The sequence below is a fragment of the Brevundimonas sp. UBA5936 genome (genome assembly GCA_002430835.1).
Taxonomy (GTDB): domain Bacteria; phylum Pseudomonadota; class Alphaproteobacteria; order Caulobacterales; family Caulobacteraceae; genus Brevundimonas.
Genome location: DJDA01000118.1, coordinates 1 through 16,356, shown reverse-complemented (window position 1 = coordinate 16,356; position 16,356 = coordinate 1). Strand labels below are relative to the sequence as shown.

The window sequence follows — 16,356 nt, the reverse complement described above, 5'->3', positions numbered from 1 at the left end:
CCGCGACGATGTCGCGACGGGCCTCGTGCTCCTGGTCCGCCCGATCAGGCAGCAGCGCCGAGCGCTTCCTCGCCCAGCGGCGTTACCTCGAACGCGCCGGCGCCATCGTCCGGTGGGGCCTGGTCCGCATCGTCATTCTGGTCGCCGGTCTCAGACGCCGCGTCCGCCTCGGGCGGGGTGGTCCAGGACAGGCTAGCCGGCGCCCAAACCTTCTCGGCGGCGTTCTCCTCGACCCAAGGAATGAGGTCCGACTTCTTCAGAAGCGCCGCCCGAACGTCCGCGCGGTCCATCTCTTCCAGCATTTTCAGAAGGAGGGGCTTGGAGTGGGACTTCAGGAACTCCGCATCGGGCGTCCAATGCAGTGCGATGTCCGCTCCGCAAAGTTCGGCGAGTTCGGCCGCTTCGGCCCTGGCGTCGCGGCGGATCAAGGTCGTCCGCTCCTCGCGCAGATCAAGGGTGAGAGCGGTCAGTTCGGCTAGCAGGGCCATCTTGTCGCCGTGGGCGAGGGCGTGGATCCAGCCGATCACGGTCTGACCCGAAGCCTCCCACGCGGTTTGCCGATCCTCGATCCGGCGCCACACATCTCCATCCAGGCTGTCGATCACCCGCCCGCCTGCTGGCTTGAAGGCCGAAGCCGTCAAGGCGAGCGCCGCCTCGGAACGCTGACCGTAGGTCCGGATCGCCAGCTGGTTGAACAGTCGTGCGATCAGGGCGGTGAAGGCGGCGCCGGGATCGTCAGCCAGGGCGCGGATGAGGCCGCGCGTGGCCACGTCCGTCCGCACGGCGTGGAGCGCGTGGTTCACGCCTTCCGTCTCGGGCTCGGGGGTCTCGACCGAAGGCGGTTGATAGGCCGGCGCCGGCGGCACGCGCGAGGCCGCTTCCACATCCTGCTCGCCTGTCTCTTCGTCCTCCTCCGGTTCCTCGGGAGTGAAGCACTGGATCTCGATCCCCGTGCGCGCCGCCGGCCGCAACACGACGGTCGTCGCCGCGCGTCCACCCCAGCCGGCCTGGTCCATCGCCAGTCGCGCCCGGATCATGGCGTCGATGGCCCTGTCGACCGGCTCGGCGTCGGTGGTCTCGGTGAGCAGCTCGGTGACCGCCTCGGCGGCGGCGTTGAAGGCGTCCCGCTTGTCGCGATAGTCCGCCATCTCGGCTGCGGGAAGCATGCCGCCGTAAACATAGCCGGCCGGTTCCAGGTCCTCGGGCAGGTCGGGCATGTTACCCGCCGTGACGTGAACCGTGAGGCCTTCGGCTTCATGGACCAGGGCGATTTCGCGGGCGCGCTTCGTCCAGACCTCGGTGAGGATGGATGGGTCGAGCAGCACCGGCGGTAGCTCGCCGAAGAGGTCGCTCTCGGTGCGTCCCCCGGCCTGGGCGTAGCGATCCGCGCCGACCAACGCGCAACGGGCGTCGCGGGCGGTCACGCGACCCTCGTCAAGCTTCTCCGTCACGCGCCAGTCCTGGAAGCCGTGACCGTCGAGAGTCATCCTGGCGAGCTCCGCCTGTTCCTCCGCGTCGTTCAGACGGGCGAGCAGGCGCGCCTGTCTCAGGTTCAACCGGCCAAGCCGCAGGGCCTGAAGCGCGACGTCAGGAAGCGAGGAGAGCGCCGCCAGTCGCTTCACGTCGAGCTCCGCATAGCCGAGCGCCTTGGCGATGGTCGGCACGCCCAGCTTGCCCTTCAGCATCCGTCCGATGGCGGCGATGACGTCGGCGACATGCACGGGGACGGCGGTATTCGTCAGCAGGACGGCCGCGGCCTGGCGGGCCGGATCCGACTCGACGAAGACGTCAACGAGGAAGCCGTCGTCGATACGGCCCTGTTCGACCAGCAGTCGCAAGGCCAGCAGGCGCCGACGTCCGTCGAGCGCCATGTTGGCCGCCTCCTTCTTCCGACCGGGCCGTACGGTCAGCGGCTGAAGCTGGCCGGCGGCGAACAGGGTCTCGGCCAGCAGCGGAATGTCATCATCGGGCGGCTCGCCGAAACGCAGGTTCTCCGGCGCGATGTCGAGGTCGCGCAAGTGGACCAGCGGGCGGTTGCGTGTCGAGGCGACCTGGAAAGGGGTTGCGACGATGGCGTCGGCGGTGGAACGGGTCATGAGGGCTCTCCCGCCGGCGGCGAGGCCCATCCCCGCCTTTCCGGCGCCCGGCCGCTCCCTTCCTTTCCGCCTTCCTCATGACCTTGGGCGGCCTCGTTCCAGTCGCCGAACGGTGCGGGCGGGAAGGCGAGCATCGCCTCGACGCCCTCGCTCCGCAGTCGCCTCGCCAGTCTCAGCGCGGCGGCTTCACCCGCCGATCCGCGGTCCCCTGCGATGAGGACGGCGCCGACGTCATCGGGCGCGCGCCACCGCGACAGGTTGCCCGCCGACATCAAAGCCCAGCCCGGCAGGGCGAAGCGGACCATGGCGGACAGGGTGGTGACCACGCCCTCGGCCACCAGCATTCTCGCCGAGGCGGGGCGCAGGCGGACGGCGGACCCAGGCGGAACCTGGCCCACGGTCTTGCGCGAAACCCTGAGACCCGATGCGATCTGTCCGTTGGTCGAGAGGTAGGTGAGTTCGACGGCCGTGAGTTCCCCGGATGGGGCGCGGATCCCGGCCATCATCGCCCGGCCTGCTCGGCCCGGCCGATAGACCGAGAAGGGCGCGCAAGGGTGCTCGAGCAGATCGTCCAGGTCGGGCCGCCATGTCACGTCCCGGAGGTGCAGGTGCCGTCCAACCACGCCGTTCCGGGAGGGCCGTATGCCGGCGTGCCAGAGCGAGCGTGCGACGGCCCGTCGTCGGGGGTGGTCGACGACCGCCTCGGCCGGCGCGGCGCCGGCGCCGACAAGCCGTCCATCGCGGTCGATCAGCCCCCGACGCCGAAGGTCGTCCCGGACCTCCGGCCATTCCGCCGCGCCGAACGTGTGGATCACCACCCGGCCGTCGCTCAGGAGAAGCGAGACGGACCGGTCAGCCTTCCCATGCCCCGGCGCCGGAACGTTTGCGCGCAGCCCGTTCTGGTAGACGTCGCCCCCAAGGACCGCCACGATCTGACGCAGGCTCACCGGAAATGTCCGAGCGAGCGCAGGCTGGCGGTGCCGTCTCGCCCGACGACGAGATGGTCGTGGACCTGAATGTCGAAGACCTTGGCGGCCTCCACGACCTTGCGCGTCATCTCGATGTCCGCACGCGAGGGCTCGGGGTCTCCCGACGGATGATTGTGCACGAGAATGATGGAGGCGGCCGACACCTCCAGCGCCCGGCGAACGACCTCCCGGGGGTAGACAGGGGCGTGGTCGATCGTGCCGTACGCGACGAGTTCGTCGCGCAGGAGCCGGTTACGTTTGTCGAGGAACAGGGCGCGGAATTGCTCCCTGGGCTCCCCGGCCAGAGCCACGCGAACATAGGCCAGAAGCGCTGACCAGGTGGTGATGACCGGCCGCCGTGAAGCTTCGGCCCGGGCGAGCCGTTCGCTCAGAATGCGGAACAGCTTCAGATCGGTCAGCGCCATCGGTCCCAACCCGCCGGCGCGGGCCAGCTCCGGCACATCGGCGGAGGCGATCGTCGCCAGGTCACCGAAGTGGTCGAACAGCGCGTCAACCGATGCACCGGGCGCCTGTCTCAGATTGCGGCCGAGGAGGAGGCCCAAGAGAGCGCGGTCATCGAGGTTGGCGAGCGCGCTTGCGTCGGGTGAACGGGCCGTTGGGTCGAATGCGGGTCCGAGGTCAGGTAGCGGGCGCATGGCGGTCTCCAGCAAGCTCCCAATCGGAGCATTCCCGGCCGCCCTTCCTTTCTTCCTGGCCGTTCTTTCCGATCAAGCCGGATCGGCTCACCCTGAGCGCATGAAATGGTGGCTCTTCCTTCCGATCCTCGCCGTACCGGCGACCGCGCATGCCGATCCCTGCGAGGGACGACTGCCGAACCAGGCGGGGCAGCCCTTCTCTGGAGTCGTTCGCTATGTCGGCGACGGGGATGGGCTATGCGTCGGCGACCGTGCCGACCCCTCCACCTGGATCGAGGTCCGCCTCGCCGACTTCAACGCGCCCGAGCTCAACGCAACGGGCGGTCGCGCCGCGCTGGACCAACTCCGGCGTCTGGTGATGGGGCGGCGCCTGGACTGCGTGGCGACGCGTGGCCGCAGCGGGAGAGTGATCGTCTATGATCGGGTGATCGCGACCTGCCGCTTGAACGGCCGGCGCATCGGCGACCTCATGCGAGCCGCCGGGATCCGCGAAGGCGGTAACTGACCGCTCGCGCGTCATCGGCGACCCGTCGCACGAGAATATATTTCGGGCGATCTGAACAGGTCTGAACCGCTCATCCGGAGGGCGCCCTCTATATCCGTCTCGCGGGCGCTCGTCGGGCCGTGGCCCTGCCAGAAAGTCGCCTCAAACAGCGCCCTCCCTCGAAGGCTCGATGGTCTTCGAAAGGATGCTGTCCATGCCACAGGCGCGCCTCGCCAGTCTTGCCGCAGCCTTTCTCGTCGCGCTCCAGGCGGCCACCCAGACCTTCGCCTGGCTCTACCGCTACCACCCGGGTTTGGGGTCGGCGCTGCGGCTGGACGAGACAGGCGTCTACTGGCCCTGGATGATCCTTGTCTGGCGACAGCGGTTCGGCGAGGCGGAAGCGGACGCCTTCGCCCTGCCGCTCTCGGTCTTCATGCTCGTGATGGCCGCCGGCGCGGGAACAATGCTGTTGTTCGACGGCGGCGCGGTTCGACGGACGCGCGGATGGGGCGGTCTCGCGGAGGCCAGCCGGGCCGGGCTGAGGCACGACGCCGGATGCGTGCTGGGGCGTTTGCAGGGGCGTTTGCTGGCGACCACGGATCTTCGTCCGACGCTCGTGACGGGCGGGACACGGGCCGGGAAGGGGCGGGGCCATGTCGTCCCTACGCTGTTGAGCTGGACGGACAGCGTTCTCGTCCACGATCCCAAGGGTGAACTCTGGCGGGTGACGGCCGGTTGGCGAGCCGGACACAGCCACGCGCTCTACTTCAATCCCCGAGACCCGTTGTCCGCCCGCTTCAATCCCCTGGCGGAGATCCGGCCGGGACCACAGGAGCTCGCCCAGGTCCAGCGGCTGGTCGCCATTCTGAGCGATCCCGGGGGCGCGCGGGACGACGAGGCGATCTGGGACAAGGCCGCTTCGGAAATCCTCGAGGCGGTGATCCTGCACGTGCTCTACACGGCGCCGGACGCGGACAAGACGCTTCTGACCGTGCGCACCTTGCTGGCCGATCTCGACGCCGCGGCCGACATCATGGTGCGGACGCTTCACCGTCACGGTCCCGATGGCGCTCCGGAGGTCCATCCCTTCATCTCGACCGCGGTGAAGGGCTACGCGGCGATGCATGATCGCTTCCGGACCTCGGTGCAGGGGACTGCGCGCAGCTATCTCAAATGGCTGGCCGGGGACGATCTTGTGCGAGCGCTGTCCGCTTCGGACTTCGCACTGGGGGACCTGATGTGCGCCGAAGCGCCGGTCTCCCTCTATGTCCAGGTCGCACCCGCGGACGCCATCGCCCTGCGGCCGGTGATCCGGCTCCTCTTCTACGCGGCGGCCCAGGCCCTCACGACCGACGAGCGCGCCGACGACGCAGGGCGAGAGAAGCGCCGCCATCTCCTGATGTTGATGGATGAGTTCCCCCTGCTGGGGCGGCTCGCCTTCTTCGAAAAATCGCTGCGGCTGATGAGCGGCTACGGCATCAAGACGATGTTCGTGGCGCAATCCCTGAACGACATCGTCGAGACCTATGGCGCCAACAACACCATCTTGGACAACTGCCACGTCTACACCGCCTTCAGCGCGCTCGACCCGCTGACCCAGGACAAGGTCTCCAAGCTCACCGGCACCGTGCTCGAGAGGAAAGTCAGCCGGAGCGGGCCTGCCAGCCTGGGCGCGGGACGGAACTCGGTCTCGCGGTCGGAGGTCGAACGCCCACTCCTCGAGCCCGGCGAGGTGCGCGCTCTCCCTGACGATGTGCAGCTGACGTTCGCGGCCGGCCATCGGCCGCTACGCACCCGGAAGGTTCGCTACGACAAGGAGAGGCCGTTTCGCGGGCGCGCCGATGTGCCGCCACCCGATCAGGCGGTGGGCATCGATACACCGGGCGCGCCGGTCCAGCCGTGGGCGGGGCGTCGCAGTCTGGGAGAGGATCCGGAGGCCGCGCTGCCGCTGTTCAAGGAGGTGGAGGCGGCCATCCATGACCGCCGCGTCGCGGCGAAGGCGGCCGAGACCTACGAGAGGATCTCGACGGCCTTCGCGGCTGAACAGGCCGTGCTCGACGGCTTGCAGGGAGATTCCGATGGGCGCGCGTGAAACGACGGCCACGCGGATTCAGGTCTATGTGACGGACCCTCGGGTCGTGGCGGCGCTGCAGCGCGAGGCGCGTTCGGCCAATATCCCCATCAGCCAGGCGGCCGGCCGATCTCTCGCCAAGGGGTTGGCCAGAAGCCTTCCGGCGGATCCGGACGACAGGCTGCTTCAGCTGGATCGGGCGCTCCGGGATCACATGCGGTCCACGGCGCGCGACGTCCAGATTATCCAGGAACTCGTCATCGAAGTCGCGCGCGCCTTCTTCATGCGGCTGCCCGACGCCGTCACGGATCAGGACCCCGTCGCTCGGGCTGCGGTGGATAAACGGATCGAACGGCTCCTGGACGATACAGCCGCTCGATTGATCTCGAGCGCCAGATCGCCGCGCGCGAGCCCGCAGGGACCATCAGCAGGGGCGGCGGAATGACGGTCCATCCCATTGTCGGCGAACGAAAGCTCGAGGCGCTTCGCCACGCCCTCGGGCCGGACGTCCTGGCCGCTCTGACGGATCCAGAGATCGTGGAGATCCTCGCCAATCCGGATGGCCGTCTCGTGGTGGATCGCGTGAAATCCGGGCGAAAGGACACCGGCGTCTTCCTTGAGACCGAGGCGAGGGAGCGCGTCGTCAGGCTGGTGGCGGATTATGTCGGAGACCCGGTCACGCGAGAGAACCCCCGGCTGGCCGGCGTGCTGCCGGTCACCGGAGAGAGGTTTCAAGGCTTCCTTCCCCCCGTCACCGCCGCCCCGGCGTTCTCCATCCGCAAGCGGCCGGCCGTCATCTGGTCGCTCGACGACTACGTTCGCGACGGCGTGATGACCGAGGTTCAGGCCGAGCGTCTGCGAGAAGCCGTCCGGACACGCAAGAACCTGTTGATCTCCGGCGGCACCGGGTCCGGCAAGACGACGCTCGCCAATGCGCTTCTTGCGGAACGGGCGTTCGCGAACGATCGCGTCTTCCTCATCGAGGATACGCCCGAACTTCAGTGCTCGGCCTGGGATCTCGTCGCCACGCTGACACGGCGGCACCCTGTTCAGATCGGCGTGGTCGATCTGGTCCGGGACGCGCTCCGCATGCGCCCCGACCGGATTGTCGTCGGGGAAATGCGCGAGGGGGCCGCGGCGCTCGAGACCCTCAAGGCGTGGAACACCGGTCATCCCGGGGGACTCTCGACGATCCACGCGAACTCCGCACGGGAAGCCGTGTCGCGGATCGAGGATCTGGTCGCCGAGGTTGGACCGGCCATCCCCCGCCGCACCATCGCTCAGGCGATCGACGTGATCGTCCATATCGCCCGCACCTCAGACGGGCGCAGAGTCGAGGACATTCTTTTGGTCTCTGCCGACAAGGCAGGCCGCTATTCGCTTACGGCGGTCGGCTCGTGACGACTTTCGGTTTACGAACGGGCCGGTTTGCGTCGTCCAGGTGTGCAAAAACGCAATCTGATAAACCTCCCGCGCTCGCCTCGGATGTCGATTGCGCCGGACCGGCGGCTCCGGCATGACATCGAAATGAGACCTAGATTGAAGGACGCGGATTTGCGCACGGCGGCGATGGGCCGTCTGCTGGCTCATGCGGTCGCCGCGCCAGACACGCTCATCGTCAACGAGCTCGGCTTGGCCCATGGGGCCGCGCGCGTGGATATCGCGGTCATCAATGGTCACATCCGCGGCGTCGAGATCAAGGCAGAGGCCGATAGCCTCGACAGGCTGCCGAGACAGGTGGAGGCTTACGGCCGGGTCGTCGATCGAGCGACGCTCATCGCCGATGAGCGTCACCTCCCTGTCGCGATGTCGTTGCTCCCGGACTGGTGGGGTGTCGTCTCGGCGCGCCGGGCGGCGAATGGCGCTGTCGTTTTCCGGCGTCTTCGTGCAGAGCGCACCAATCGCTCGACGGATCCGATGACCGTGGCGCGGTTACTCTGGCGCGATGAGGTCCGCGCCATTCTCGAACGCCATGATTGCGACGCCCGTCTCCTACGGGCCCCGCGGGCGATCCTCTACGCCGAGCTGGTGGCTCGCTATCCCAAGACAAAGCTGGCCGACCTCGTTCGCCGGACCCTCAAGGACCGTGGAAACTGGCGAGATCGTCCACGACCCGCGTGACGTGGTGATTGGTGCCCACCCATCGCCAGGTCGTCAGATTGCCCGTGCTTTTCGTCTTGGCGTGGCAGTCACGGATGTAGTCACTGCCGGCCGAGTAGCCCGTCGCCGCCATATGGCCTGACGACATCACGGTCGCGCACTGGCCCCGGTACTGGTCGAAGCCGTTGTCGCGGACATTGTTGCCCTTGGTGATGAACCAGCCGTCCGTGACCGTGTAGCGAATGGTGGCCGAGGGCTTGAGCAGCCGCATGTCGCCTCCGGGAATGTCGGCGGAGGCGATGGCGTAGTCGCCGAAGGCGAGGGCCCGGAAGCCTGCGGGCAAGGCGGCCACGACGCCTTTGTACAGCTTCCATTCTTGCCGCGGCAGGGTGTGGCTGCCCACCTTAATCTCGCCCATCGACGCCGGGAACGAGGTTCCGACCAGGATCAGGCTTCGCACTTCGAAATAGACGAGGTTCGACTGCAGCAGGGTGCTCACCAAGACGGTCAGATCAGCGAGCGGCTCGAAATTCTTTGCGGCCAGATCGATGATCAGGTCGGTCTGCGGCAGGGCCGCGCCGAGGGATCCGACCAAGCTCATCAGGGCCGCCGGAAAGCCCGGGTCGGCGATGTCGTCCAGACTGACCCGGACGGCAACGCCCCGGCCGTCCATCGCCAGGGCGGATGCGACGGCATTGTAGTGGGCGAGATCTCGACCCGGGCTTGTGACCGGAGTGACCGTTCCACCCCGTGTCCGAACCCCATCCAACAGATAGGTCAGGGGATGCACGCCGCCGATCATCCGCGCGACGGGATCGAGCAGGCTCGTGTCGAGGAAGGCCGGACGCGTCCCCCACTTCTTCTCGAGCCGTGAGGCGAAGGGCGCCAGCTGACTGTCGATGGTCTTCTTGAACTTGTGGGTCTCGAAGTCCCATTCCGGCGGCGTCACCTCGATCAGGGGCATGACCTGCGCCTTGGTGGCGGCGTGAAGCCGCATCAGGGCCTGGTACTCGCCTTGCCGCCATTTCAGCACCGGGACATAGGTCTTGGCGCTTACTCCCATTCCAGCCCCTCCTGCGCCGCCTGCCGTCGAACTTCGCCGGCGCCCACGAGGCCGCGCAGCAGGGTGTAGTCCCCGGCTTCCCGGCGGATTCGGCCTGCGATGATCGCCGGATGGACGCCCAGGCGGGCGGCGTCGGTCGCGACGGCCTTCTCCGTGCGGGTGAAGCGCGACACGCAGAGGCGCCAGTGTTCCTCGGGGATCAGCGCCTCTTGGGCGAAGCGGTCCGCCTCGTCCTCAACCGGGGAGCTGTCTGACGCGTCCGTATCATCGAAGATGGCCTGGTAGCCGCCCTCCCGAATGTGCAGTGCCAAGTGGCCGACTTCATGCAGCAGGGTGAACCAGAAATTGTCCAGCCGGTCATGGCGGAGGGTGAGGGCGGCGATCGCGATATGCGACGGACTGCGCATCGCCGCCCCATCGAGTAGGGTGCCGGGCAGATGAGGTTCCAGCACCAGGGCGATGCCGGCGTCGAAGAGATAGCGCCGCGCACGCCCAACACCGTCCTCGTGAACGCTCAGCCGCACTAGGCCGTTCAGCCAGTCTGCAGTAACCGTCGCCGGGTCGAAGGCTGAAGGCGGGCGTTGCCGGTCCGCCAGGATACAGACCCGCGCTTCCCATGCCGCCAAGGCGCCCATCTGTGGGTTTGAACCGCTGCGGAAGGTCCGGCGATGCAGCGCCATCGGCTGTATGGCGTAGGCGGCCTGCCGGAAGAAGGCGGGAACGAGCACTTCGGCGGTTTTCCTCGCCTCGGCGGCATTGCCACCGAAGTCGTCGAAATAGCCGCGCTTGAACATCTCTGTGACCGGATAGGTGGCCAGGGCAGCGTCGGCGGCCGGAGGGGCAGCGCGAAGCTGGGCGCTTTCCCGCACGGCGATGTCGAGCGCCGCCGTCACTTCGGATAGTCGTTCGAGACTGGCCGACCGATAGCGTTCAGCCTCGTAGCGCTGCACCTGCTGTTCGGCGATCCCGAGGAAGGCGCCTAGATCTTTCTGGCTCATCCGCCGCGCTATCCGGGCGCGGATGAGGATGTCCGGAAGGTCGTGCAGACCCTCGGCCTCGAAGTCGGTGACGGCGCCAGATTGGAGAGCGTCATACTCCGCCACCTCGGCTTCCAGCTCGTCGATCTGGCTCTCCAGCCCATCCGACTGGGCCTTGCGCAGGAGCGGATGAACCTCGGTCGCCGCCTCGCCGATGCGGACGAGATCAGCCTTGAGCCTTTCTACGGCCGCGCGGGCCGAGCGGTACTGTTTGTCGTTGGTGATCACAGGGTCGCTCCTTTCGGCGCGTTGAGGGTGATGCGGATGATCCCTTTGGGTCGGTCAGTGAACTTCTCGGTCTGGAAGAAACCCAGCAGTCCGGGATTCAGAGGGAGCTCCACGAGAAACATCTCGCCTAGATATTTTGCCTTCTGGGCCGCCCGCTTATCGGCGAAGTCCAGAAGAACCGGATCAAGTTTCAGCGGATCGACGCCCGTGAGATCCCAGCACCCGTCGAAGTCTCCGGGGTGGGGTTTGGCGGTGATGAAGCTGCCGTCCAAAAAGACGGTCCGACATCCCGCCACCTCCAGATTCTCGACGACGCGCAGGAAGCCTCCGAAGAGCCAGGCTCGGTGGGGCGTCGTGGCGAACCGCGCCGACACCTCGGCGAGGGTCGCGTCATGGATGCCCGGCGGCAGGACCGGCCAAGGCGCCGGCGAGCCCAGATCGACGAAATCAGGGATCATATTCACACAATGATATTGTTGTGTCCGAATGTCAAGTTTAGCGAGAGTTGTATTGCGGTGCGACCTTAGGGTGAGTCTTGCCAAGCGGCCGCCGCGTGAGCGAAGCGTCAGCGTTGAGGGGATGATCGCAGGTGGCCTCCACACCGTCGTTTCGGCGCTGGGGCACAAGTCGAAGCGCTGATGTGGATATAGAGGCAGTGTCCGCAGGGATGCGCGAGCATGGTCTCCACTGCCCAATGACTGCGCTGATCGCCGTTGTGCGCCCATGGCAGAAAGAAGGCTGCTTTACGACGACCAACGGCAAACCTGTTGCGCCCAAGGTGTTTAGCTATGGATGCGCAACTCGTCGACGACTTGCCGTCCATAGGTAGATCACAACGCATCTGGCGGTGAAATCTGTAACGCTTCAATTGAGAATCGCGTCGCCAAAATATATTCCGGGGACTGCGTTGACACCCTGTGGATGGTTTTGCTTGCTGTGGATCGTCAACGCCGATCTTCCGGCCCGACCACAGGAACTCAAACTATGCGACGTTTACTTCAACGTGGCCTTTCGGCCGCGACGGCAACTTGCGGCCTGTTCTTCGCGGGGCAAGCTCTTGCAGGCGGATCCGGCATGCCGTGGGAGGGTCCGCTTCAGCAGATCGTGGAGTCGATCACCGGCCCCGTGGTCCAGGCTGCCGCCGTCGTGGCTGTGGTTCTGTTCGGCGCCGGCGTCGCCATGAGCGAGAACGGATCCTCCATGCGTCGCGGGCTCGGCATCCTGTTCGGTCTGTCGATCGCCTTCGCCGCTTCGACCTTCTTCCTGCAGTTCTTCGGCTTTGCCGGCGGGGCGGAGATCGCCTGATGTCGGAGGCGTCGTCCGATCACCGTCCGCCCGGTTGGGACCTGCCGGTCGCCGGCGCCCTGACGGAGCCGGTGACCCTTGCGGGCATGCCGAGGGACTACGCCATCCTCATGGGCACCGTCGCGGTGGTGCTTGGACTGGCGCTGCGGATCTGGTGGCTCGGCCTGCTGTGGTGGGCGGTCGCCCACGCCATCGGCCTCTACGCCGCCCGCGCGGACAAGCGGTTCTTCGACGTCCTTCGACGCCACCTGGCCCTGCCCGCCCATCTCGATGCGTGAGAGCTGATCATGCGGTTTCTGGATGAACATCGACGCCGGCCCGCGCTTCTGGCCGACCACCTCCCCTGGGCGGCCATGGTCGCCCCCGGCGTGGTGCTGAACAAGGACGGCTCCTTCACCTGCGGCCTGCGGTTTAGGGGCCCCGATCTGGAATCGGCCTCTGACCTGGAGCTGATGTCGGTGCGGGCGCGTCTCAACAACGCCCTGAAGCGGCTGGGCAGCGGATGGTGCCTCCATGTCGAGGCGCGTCGTCGTCCCGCCCAAGCCTATCCGAAGAGCGACTTCGGGATCGCGGCCGCCTGGCTGGTCGACGCAGAGCGGCGCTCCCTCTTCGAGACCAGCGAGCCGACCTACGAGACGGACTACCGAGCCGCCCTGACCTGGCTGCCGCCGGCCGATCAGACCCGCCGGGTGGAGCGCGTCCTGTTCGACGGCGCCGACCCCGCGAGCCGGGACTGGCGCACGGCGCTCGACGCCTTCAGGCGCGAGACCGCGCAGATCGTCGATCTCCTCGCCGACGCCCTGCCGGAGGTCGCGATGCTGACGGACGGGGAGGTCCTGACCTGGCTGCATGACTGCGTCTCCCCCAGACAGGTGCAGCTCGAACTGCCGGCCACGCCGATGTTTCTCGACGCCTGGCTGGCGGACGCGCCCCTTCTGGGCGGCGTCGCGCCGACCCTCGACGGCCAGACGTTGAAGGTGGTTTCGGTGCGCGGTCTTCCCGCGAGCACCCGTCCGGGCCTCCTCGATGCGCTCGGCGCCCTGCCGTTCCCCTATCGTTGGAGCGCCCGCTGGATCGGGCTCGACAAGGCGGACGCCGAGGTCGAGCTGGTCAAGCTGCGCAAGCGGTGGTTCGCCAAACGCAAGGGCGTCGGGGTCCTTCTGCGTGAGGCGATCACGAAGGAAGAGGTCCCGCTCCTCGACACCGATGCGGCCGCCAAGACGGACGAATGCGACGGCGCCCTTGAGGCGCTCGGTTCGGACGCCAGCGCCTATGGCTATCTGACCACGACCGTCACGGTCATGGCGCGCGATCCCGAGCGGGCGGCGGAGCGGGCGCGGGCGATCGAGGCCACGCTCAACGCCCAGGGCTTCGTGGCCCGGACCGAAGACCTGAACGCGGTCGAAGCCTGGCTCGGATCCTTGCCGGGAGAGCCCTACGCGGACGTCCGACGGCCTCTCGTCTCCACCCTCAATCTCGCCGATCTCCTGCCGGTGTCGGCCGTGTGGGCGGGCCCGATCGCCGATCCACGGCTGGGCGGACCGCCCCTTGCGGTCGCGCGCACCAGCGGGTCCACCCCCTTCCGCCTCGCCCTGCACGTCGGCGACGTCGGCCACGCGATGGTCGTCGGGCCTACCGGCTCGGGCAAGAGCGCGCTCCTCGCCTTCCTGGCCCTGCAGTGGTTCCGTTATCCGCAGGCCCGGGTCGTCGTGTTCGACAAGGGCCGCAGCGCACGGGCGGTCGCTCTGGCGGCCGGTGGCCGTTGGCACCCGCTCCAGCCGGGCGGCGCCTTCACCCTGCAGCCGTTGGCGCGGATCGACGACGACGCCGAACGGGCCTGGGCCTCGGAATGGCTGGCCGATGCGGTCCGGCTCGCGGGGCTCGAACCCACGCCGCGTATTCGCGAGGAGATCTGGGCGGCGCTCGGCGCCCTGGCCGAGGCGCCCGTCGCCCAGCGGACGCTGACGGTCTTCACCGCCCTGGTTCAGGACAAGGCCGTCGCCGCGGCGCTGGAACCCCTGACGCTCAAGGGACCGCATGGGACGCTGATCGACGGCGTCGCTCCGGAAGACGAGATGCTCGCCGCGTTCGAATGCTTCGAGCTCGAGAGCCTGATGGCGACGCCCTCGGCCGTGGCGCCGGTGCTTGCGGCCCTGTTCCACGAGATCGAGCGCGGCTTCGACGGCCGACCGACGCTCCTGATCCTGGATGAGGCCTGGCTCTTCCTCGGCGAGACCGCCTTCGCCGCCCGTATCCGCGAGTGGCTGAAGACGCTCCGCAAGAAGGGCGTGGCGGTGGTCTTCGCCACCCAGTCGCTCGACGACGTCGTGCGCTCGTCGATCGCGTCGGCCCTGATCGAAAGCTGTCCGACCCAGATCTTCCTGCCCAACCCCCGCGCGCTCGAGCCGGCCTCGGCGGACCTCTACCGGATGTTCGGCCTCAATCGCCGTCAGCTGGAGCTCATCGCCTGGGCCACCCCCAAGCGCACCTACTACCTGCGTCAGCCCGAAGGGCGGCGGCTTTTCGACCTCAAGCTCAGCGGAGCCGGGCTCGCCCTCTGCGGCGCCTCGTCTCCCGAGGACCAGACCCTCATCGAGAGCGTGCTGGCGGCTCTCGATCCGGCCGATCCGCGGCCGGACCGCTTCGCCCGCGAATTCCTCAAAGCCAAGGGAGTCCACCATGTCGACAACGTCTTCGACAGTTTCGATCCGTCCGTCCCGCACAGCATCGCCGCAGAATAGGCGGACCTGGTTCGGTGCGCTGACCGCCGCGGCGCTTCTCGCAGGCTGGGTCGCCCCGCAGCCCGCCGTCGCGCAGCTTGCGGTGTTCGATGCGAGAGCAAACCTGGAGGCTACGCTCGCCGCGGCGCGGCAGGTCGAGAGCCTGGCCAACGAGGCCAGGACCCTTGCCAATCAGGCCCGCAGCCTCGCCGCTTCGCCCTACAGTCATCTCGCGGAGTCGTCTGAGACCCTGCGTGACATCGGCGAGCTGGCGCGAACGGTCCGCGGAACGGCCGCGACCCTGGACGGCGTGCAGCGTCAGTTCGCCGACCTCTATCCGGACGACCTGTCGCTCTCGGACCTGACCGCCCTCGGCGCCGACCGCTCCACGACAGCCCGGCGGACGGCGGAGGATCTGGCGCGTACGGCGGCGGAGCTTGAGCGCCTCGCCCAGAGCCGGGATGGTCGTTTGCGGGGCGCCATGGCCGCGAGCGAGGCGGCGCAAGGCGAGACGGCCGCGATCCAGTCCTCCACTCAGATGCTGTCGATCCTCGCCGAGGATCTGGCGAGCATGCGGACCGTGCTGCTGGCCCAGTCCCGACTCATGGCCGAAGGCGCCGCGCGTCAGGCCGCCGACCGGGAGGCCGCGATCGAGGCGCGGCGTCGCTTCTGGGCGCGTGGCGCGTCCACGCCCGCGGCCCCCTCCTTCAATCCGCTTCCCCACGCGAGAGACTGAGGAGCGCCGCCATGACCGGTCCCGGAATGGACACTCCGAACGAGCTGATGGTGGTGTTCTCCAACACCGTCACGGCCGGCTTCGACGCCCTGTCCGGATCGGTCAACGGCGTCTTCGGTCTCCTGATCGCCCTGGTCGTCGCCTTGACGGGGATCCAGTGGGCGCTCTCGCCCAATCGCGAGGTCCTGGCGTCCGGCTTCGGAAAGGTGCTGCTGATCGGCGCCTTCGCCTGGATCATCAACGACTGGCAGGCCCTGTCCGAAACCATCTATGCCGGGTTTCTGGAACTCGGTCTGACGGCAGGAGGAGGCTCCCTGTCGCGGGAGGAATTCCTGAACCCCGGGGCTATCCTCCAGCAGGGATGGGAGATCGTGAAGGCGCTTGGCGAGACCCCGGCCCCGGTCGAGAACCCGCTCGATGTCATGGGCAATATGGCCGACGCCCTGATCCTCGGTCTGGCGATGATCGGCATCATGCTGGCCTTCGCCATCCTGGCCCTGCAGATCATCGTCTCCCTGCTGGAGTTCAAGATCGTCACCCTGGGCGGCTTCGTTCTCCTGCCCTTCGGCATCTGGAACAAGACCGCCTTCCTGGCCGAGCGGCCGCTGGGCTACGTCGTCTCCTCCGGCCTCAAGGTGCTGGCGCTGGCCATCGTCGTCTCCGGCGCCCGCACGATCTTCGACCAGCTCCAGCCATCGGCGAACCCCGACATCTACGAAGCCCTGACCATCCTGGTCGCCGCACTTCTGCTGGCCATGTTGGCGATCTTCATTCCGAACCTCGCCTCGGCGCTAGTCACCGGCGGTCCGGCCCTGGGCGCGGGCGCGGCCCTGACCAGCGGCCTGGCCGTCGCGGGCGCAGGCGCGCTGGTCGCCGGCGGCGTGGCCGGAGC

The 16,356-nt window shown here is 67.8% G+C and carries 16 protein-coding genes; 10 read left to right on the top strand and 6 right to left on the bottom strand.

Annotated elements, in window-relative coordinates:
- Nucleotides 1-44: 44 nt before the first annotated feature.
- The 3 genes from B2Y21_RS12325 to radC are packed head-to-tail and all read right to left on the bottom strand — an operon-like array spanning nucleotide 45 to nucleotide 3,720.
- Nucleotides 45-2,096 (bottom strand): ParB/RepB/Spo0J family partition protein, encoded by a 2,052-nt coding sequence (locus B2Y21_RS12325; protein ID WP_292060134.1) that lies wholly within the window; start codon nucleotides 2,094-2,096, stop codon nucleotides 45-47.
- A complete protein-coding gene (locus B2Y21_RS12320) occupies nucleotides 2,093-3,043 on the bottom strand; it encodes a toprim domain-containing protein (protein ID WP_292060133.1) in 951 nt (316 codons plus the stop codon). The genes B2Y21_RS12325 and B2Y21_RS12320 overlap by 4 nt, the downstream gene beginning before the upstream one ends.
- Entirely contained in the window at nucleotides 3,040-3,720 is a 681-nt protein-coding gene (gene radC, locus B2Y21_RS12315) for a RadC family protein (RefSeq protein WP_292060132.1), read from the bottom strand. The genes B2Y21_RS12320 and radC overlap by 4 nt, the downstream gene beginning before the upstream one ends.
- On the opposite strand from radC, the gene B2Y21_RS12310 reads away from it, so the two are divergent.
- The 5 genes from B2Y21_RS12310 to B2Y21_RS12290 all read left to right on the top strand — a co-directional run bounded on the left by B2Y21_RS12310 (nucleotide 3,719) and on the right by B2Y21_RS12290 (nucleotide 8,396).
- The gene (locus tag B2Y21_RS12310; RefSeq protein WP_292060130.1) at nucleotides 3,719-4,225 is read left to right on the top strand and encodes a thermonuclease family protein; all 507 of its coding nucleotides are present in this window, start codon (nucleotides 3,719-3,721) and stop codon (nucleotides 4,223-4,225) included. The genes radC and B2Y21_RS12310 overlap by 2 nt on opposite strands.
- A 193-nt stretch (nucleotides 4,226-4,418) precedes the next feature.
- Nucleotides 4,419-6,296 carry a type IV secretory system conjugative DNA transfer family protein gene (locus tag B2Y21_RS12305; protein WP_292060128.1) on the top strand — a complete coding sequence of 626 codons (1,878 nt, stop codon included), beginning with the start codon at nucleotides 4,419-4,421 and terminating at the stop codon, nucleotides 6,294-6,296.
- Nucleotides 6,283-6,720 (top strand): hypothetical protein, encoded by a 438-nt coding sequence (locus B2Y21_RS12300; protein ID WP_292060126.1) that lies wholly within the window; start codon nucleotides 6,283-6,285, stop codon nucleotides 6,718-6,720. The genes B2Y21_RS12305 and B2Y21_RS12300 overlap by 14 nt, the downstream gene beginning before the upstream one ends.
- Complete coding sequence (gene trbB / locus B2Y21_RS12295; RefSeq protein WP_292060124.1) at nucleotides 6,717-7,676, top strand: P-type conjugative transfer ATPase TrbB; 960 nt, start codon at nucleotides 6,717-6,719, stop codon at nucleotides 7,674-7,676. Before B2Y21_RS12300 ends, trbB begins: the two co-directional genes overlap by 4 nt.
- 138 nt (nucleotides 7,677-7,814) lie before the next feature.
- Nucleotides 7,815-8,396 (top strand): sce7726 family protein, encoded by a 582-nt coding sequence (locus tag B2Y21_RS12290; protein ID WP_292060122.1) that lies wholly within the window; start codon nucleotides 7,815-7,817, stop codon nucleotides 8,394-8,396.
- Here the strand turns inward: B2Y21_RS12290 and B2Y21_RS12285 are convergent.
- Genes B2Y21_RS12285 through B2Y21_RS12275 form a run of 3 tightly spaced genes read right to left on the bottom strand, consistent with a single transcriptional unit; the run spans nucleotide 8,353 to nucleotide 11,245 of the window.
- Nucleotides 8,353-9,438: a beta family protein gene (locus B2Y21_RS12285; RefSeq protein ID WP_292060120.1), complete on the bottom strand. Its 1,086-nt coding sequence runs from the start codon at nucleotides 9,436-9,438 to the stop codon at nucleotides 8,353-8,355. The genes B2Y21_RS12290 and B2Y21_RS12285 overlap by 44 nt on opposite strands.
- Nucleotides 9,429-10,703, bottom strand: a complete 1,275-nt coding sequence (locus B2Y21_RS12280; protein WP_292060118.1) for an XRE family transcriptional regulator — start codon at nucleotides 10,701-10,703, stop codon at nucleotides 9,429-9,431. Before B2Y21_RS12280 ends, B2Y21_RS12285 begins: the two co-directional genes overlap by 10 nt.
- Entirely contained in the window at nucleotides 10,700-11,245 is a 546-nt protein-coding gene (locus B2Y21_RS12275; protein ID WP_292060116.1) for a DUF6932 family protein, read from the bottom strand. The genes B2Y21_RS12280 and B2Y21_RS12275 overlap by 4 nt, the downstream gene beginning before the upstream one ends.
- A 442-nt stretch (nucleotides 11,246-11,687) precedes the next feature.
- Between B2Y21_RS12275 and B2Y21_RS12270 the strand changes: the two genes are divergently transcribed.
- The 5 genes from B2Y21_RS12270 to trbL all read left to right on the top strand — a co-directional run.
- Complete coding sequence (locus B2Y21_RS12270; protein ID WP_292060178.1) at nucleotides 11,688-12,008, top strand: TrbC/VirB2 family protein; 321 nt, start codon at nucleotides 11,688-11,690, stop codon at nucleotides 12,006-12,008.
- The gene (locus B2Y21_RS12265; RefSeq protein ID WP_292060115.1) at nucleotides 12,008-12,286 is read left to right on the top strand and encodes a VirB3 family type IV secretion system protein; all 279 of its coding nucleotides are present in this window, start codon (nucleotides 12,008-12,010) and stop codon (nucleotides 12,284-12,286) included. Before B2Y21_RS12270 ends, B2Y21_RS12265 begins: the two co-directional genes overlap by 1 nt.
- A 9-nt stretch (nucleotides 12,287-12,295) precedes the next feature.
- The gene (gene trbE / locus B2Y21_RS12260; protein ID WP_292060114.1) at nucleotides 12,296-14,749 is read left to right on the top strand and encodes a conjugal transfer protein TrbE; all 2,454 of its coding nucleotides are present in this window, start codon (nucleotides 12,296-12,298) and stop codon (nucleotides 14,747-14,749) included.
- Nucleotides 14,688-15,464, top strand: a complete 777-nt coding sequence (locus tag B2Y21_RS12255) for a conjugal transfer protein TrbJ (protein ID WP_292060111.1) — start codon at nucleotides 14,688-14,690, stop codon at nucleotides 15,462-15,464. Before trbE ends, B2Y21_RS12255 begins: the two co-directional genes overlap by 62 nt.
- Nucleotides 15,465-15,475: 11 nt before the next feature.
- Nucleotides 15,476-16,356, top strand: an 881-nt coding sequence (gene trbL / locus B2Y21_RS12250) for a P-type conjugative transfer protein TrbL (protein WP_292060109.1), incomplete at its 3' end; no start/stop codon positions are given.

Bases quoted from the DNA above. Each gene is read 5' to 3' on its own strand.
- B2Y21_RS12325 (WP_292060134.1), bottom strand. From the start codon at position 2,096: ATGACCCGTTCCACCGCCGACGCCATCGTCGCAACCCCTTTCCAGGTC.
- B2Y21_RS12310 (WP_292060130.1), top strand. From the start codon at position 3,719: ATGGCGGTCTCCAGCAAGCTCCCAATCGGAGCATTCCCGGCCGCCCTT.
- radC (WP_292060132.1), bottom strand. From the start codon at position 3,720: ATGCGCCCGCTACCTGACCTCGGACCCGCATTCGACCCAACGGCCCGT.
- B2Y21_RS12305 (WP_292060128.1), top strand. From the start codon at position 4,419: ATGCCACAGGCGCGCCTCGCCAGTCTTGCCGCAGCCTTTCTCGTCGCG.
- B2Y21_RS12300 (WP_292060126.1), top strand. From the start codon at position 6,283: ATGGGCGCGCGTGAAACGACGGCCACGCGGATTCAGGTCTATGTGACG.
- trbB (WP_292060124.1), top strand. From the start codon at position 6,717: ATGACGGTCCATCCCATTGTCGGCGAACGAAAGCTCGAGGCGCTTCGC.
- B2Y21_RS12285 (WP_292060120.1), bottom strand. From the start codon at position 9,438: ATGGGAGTAAGCGCCAAGACCTATGTCCCGGTGCTGAAATGGCGGCAA.
- B2Y21_RS12270 (WP_292060178.1), top strand. From the start codon at position 11,688: ATGCGACGTTTACTTCAACGTGGCCTTTCGGCCGCGACGGCAACTTGC.
- B2Y21_RS12265 (WP_292060115.1), top strand. From the start codon at position 12,008: ATGTCGGAGGCGTCGTCCGATCACCGTCCGCCCGGTTGGGACCTGCCG.
- trbE (WP_292060114.1), top strand. From the start codon at position 12,296: ATGCGGTTTCTGGATGAACATCGACGCCGGCCCGCGCTTCTGGCCGAC.
- B2Y21_RS12255 (WP_292060111.1), top strand. From the start codon at position 14,688: ATGTCGACAACGTCTTCGACAGTTTCGATCCGTCCGTCCCGCACAGCA.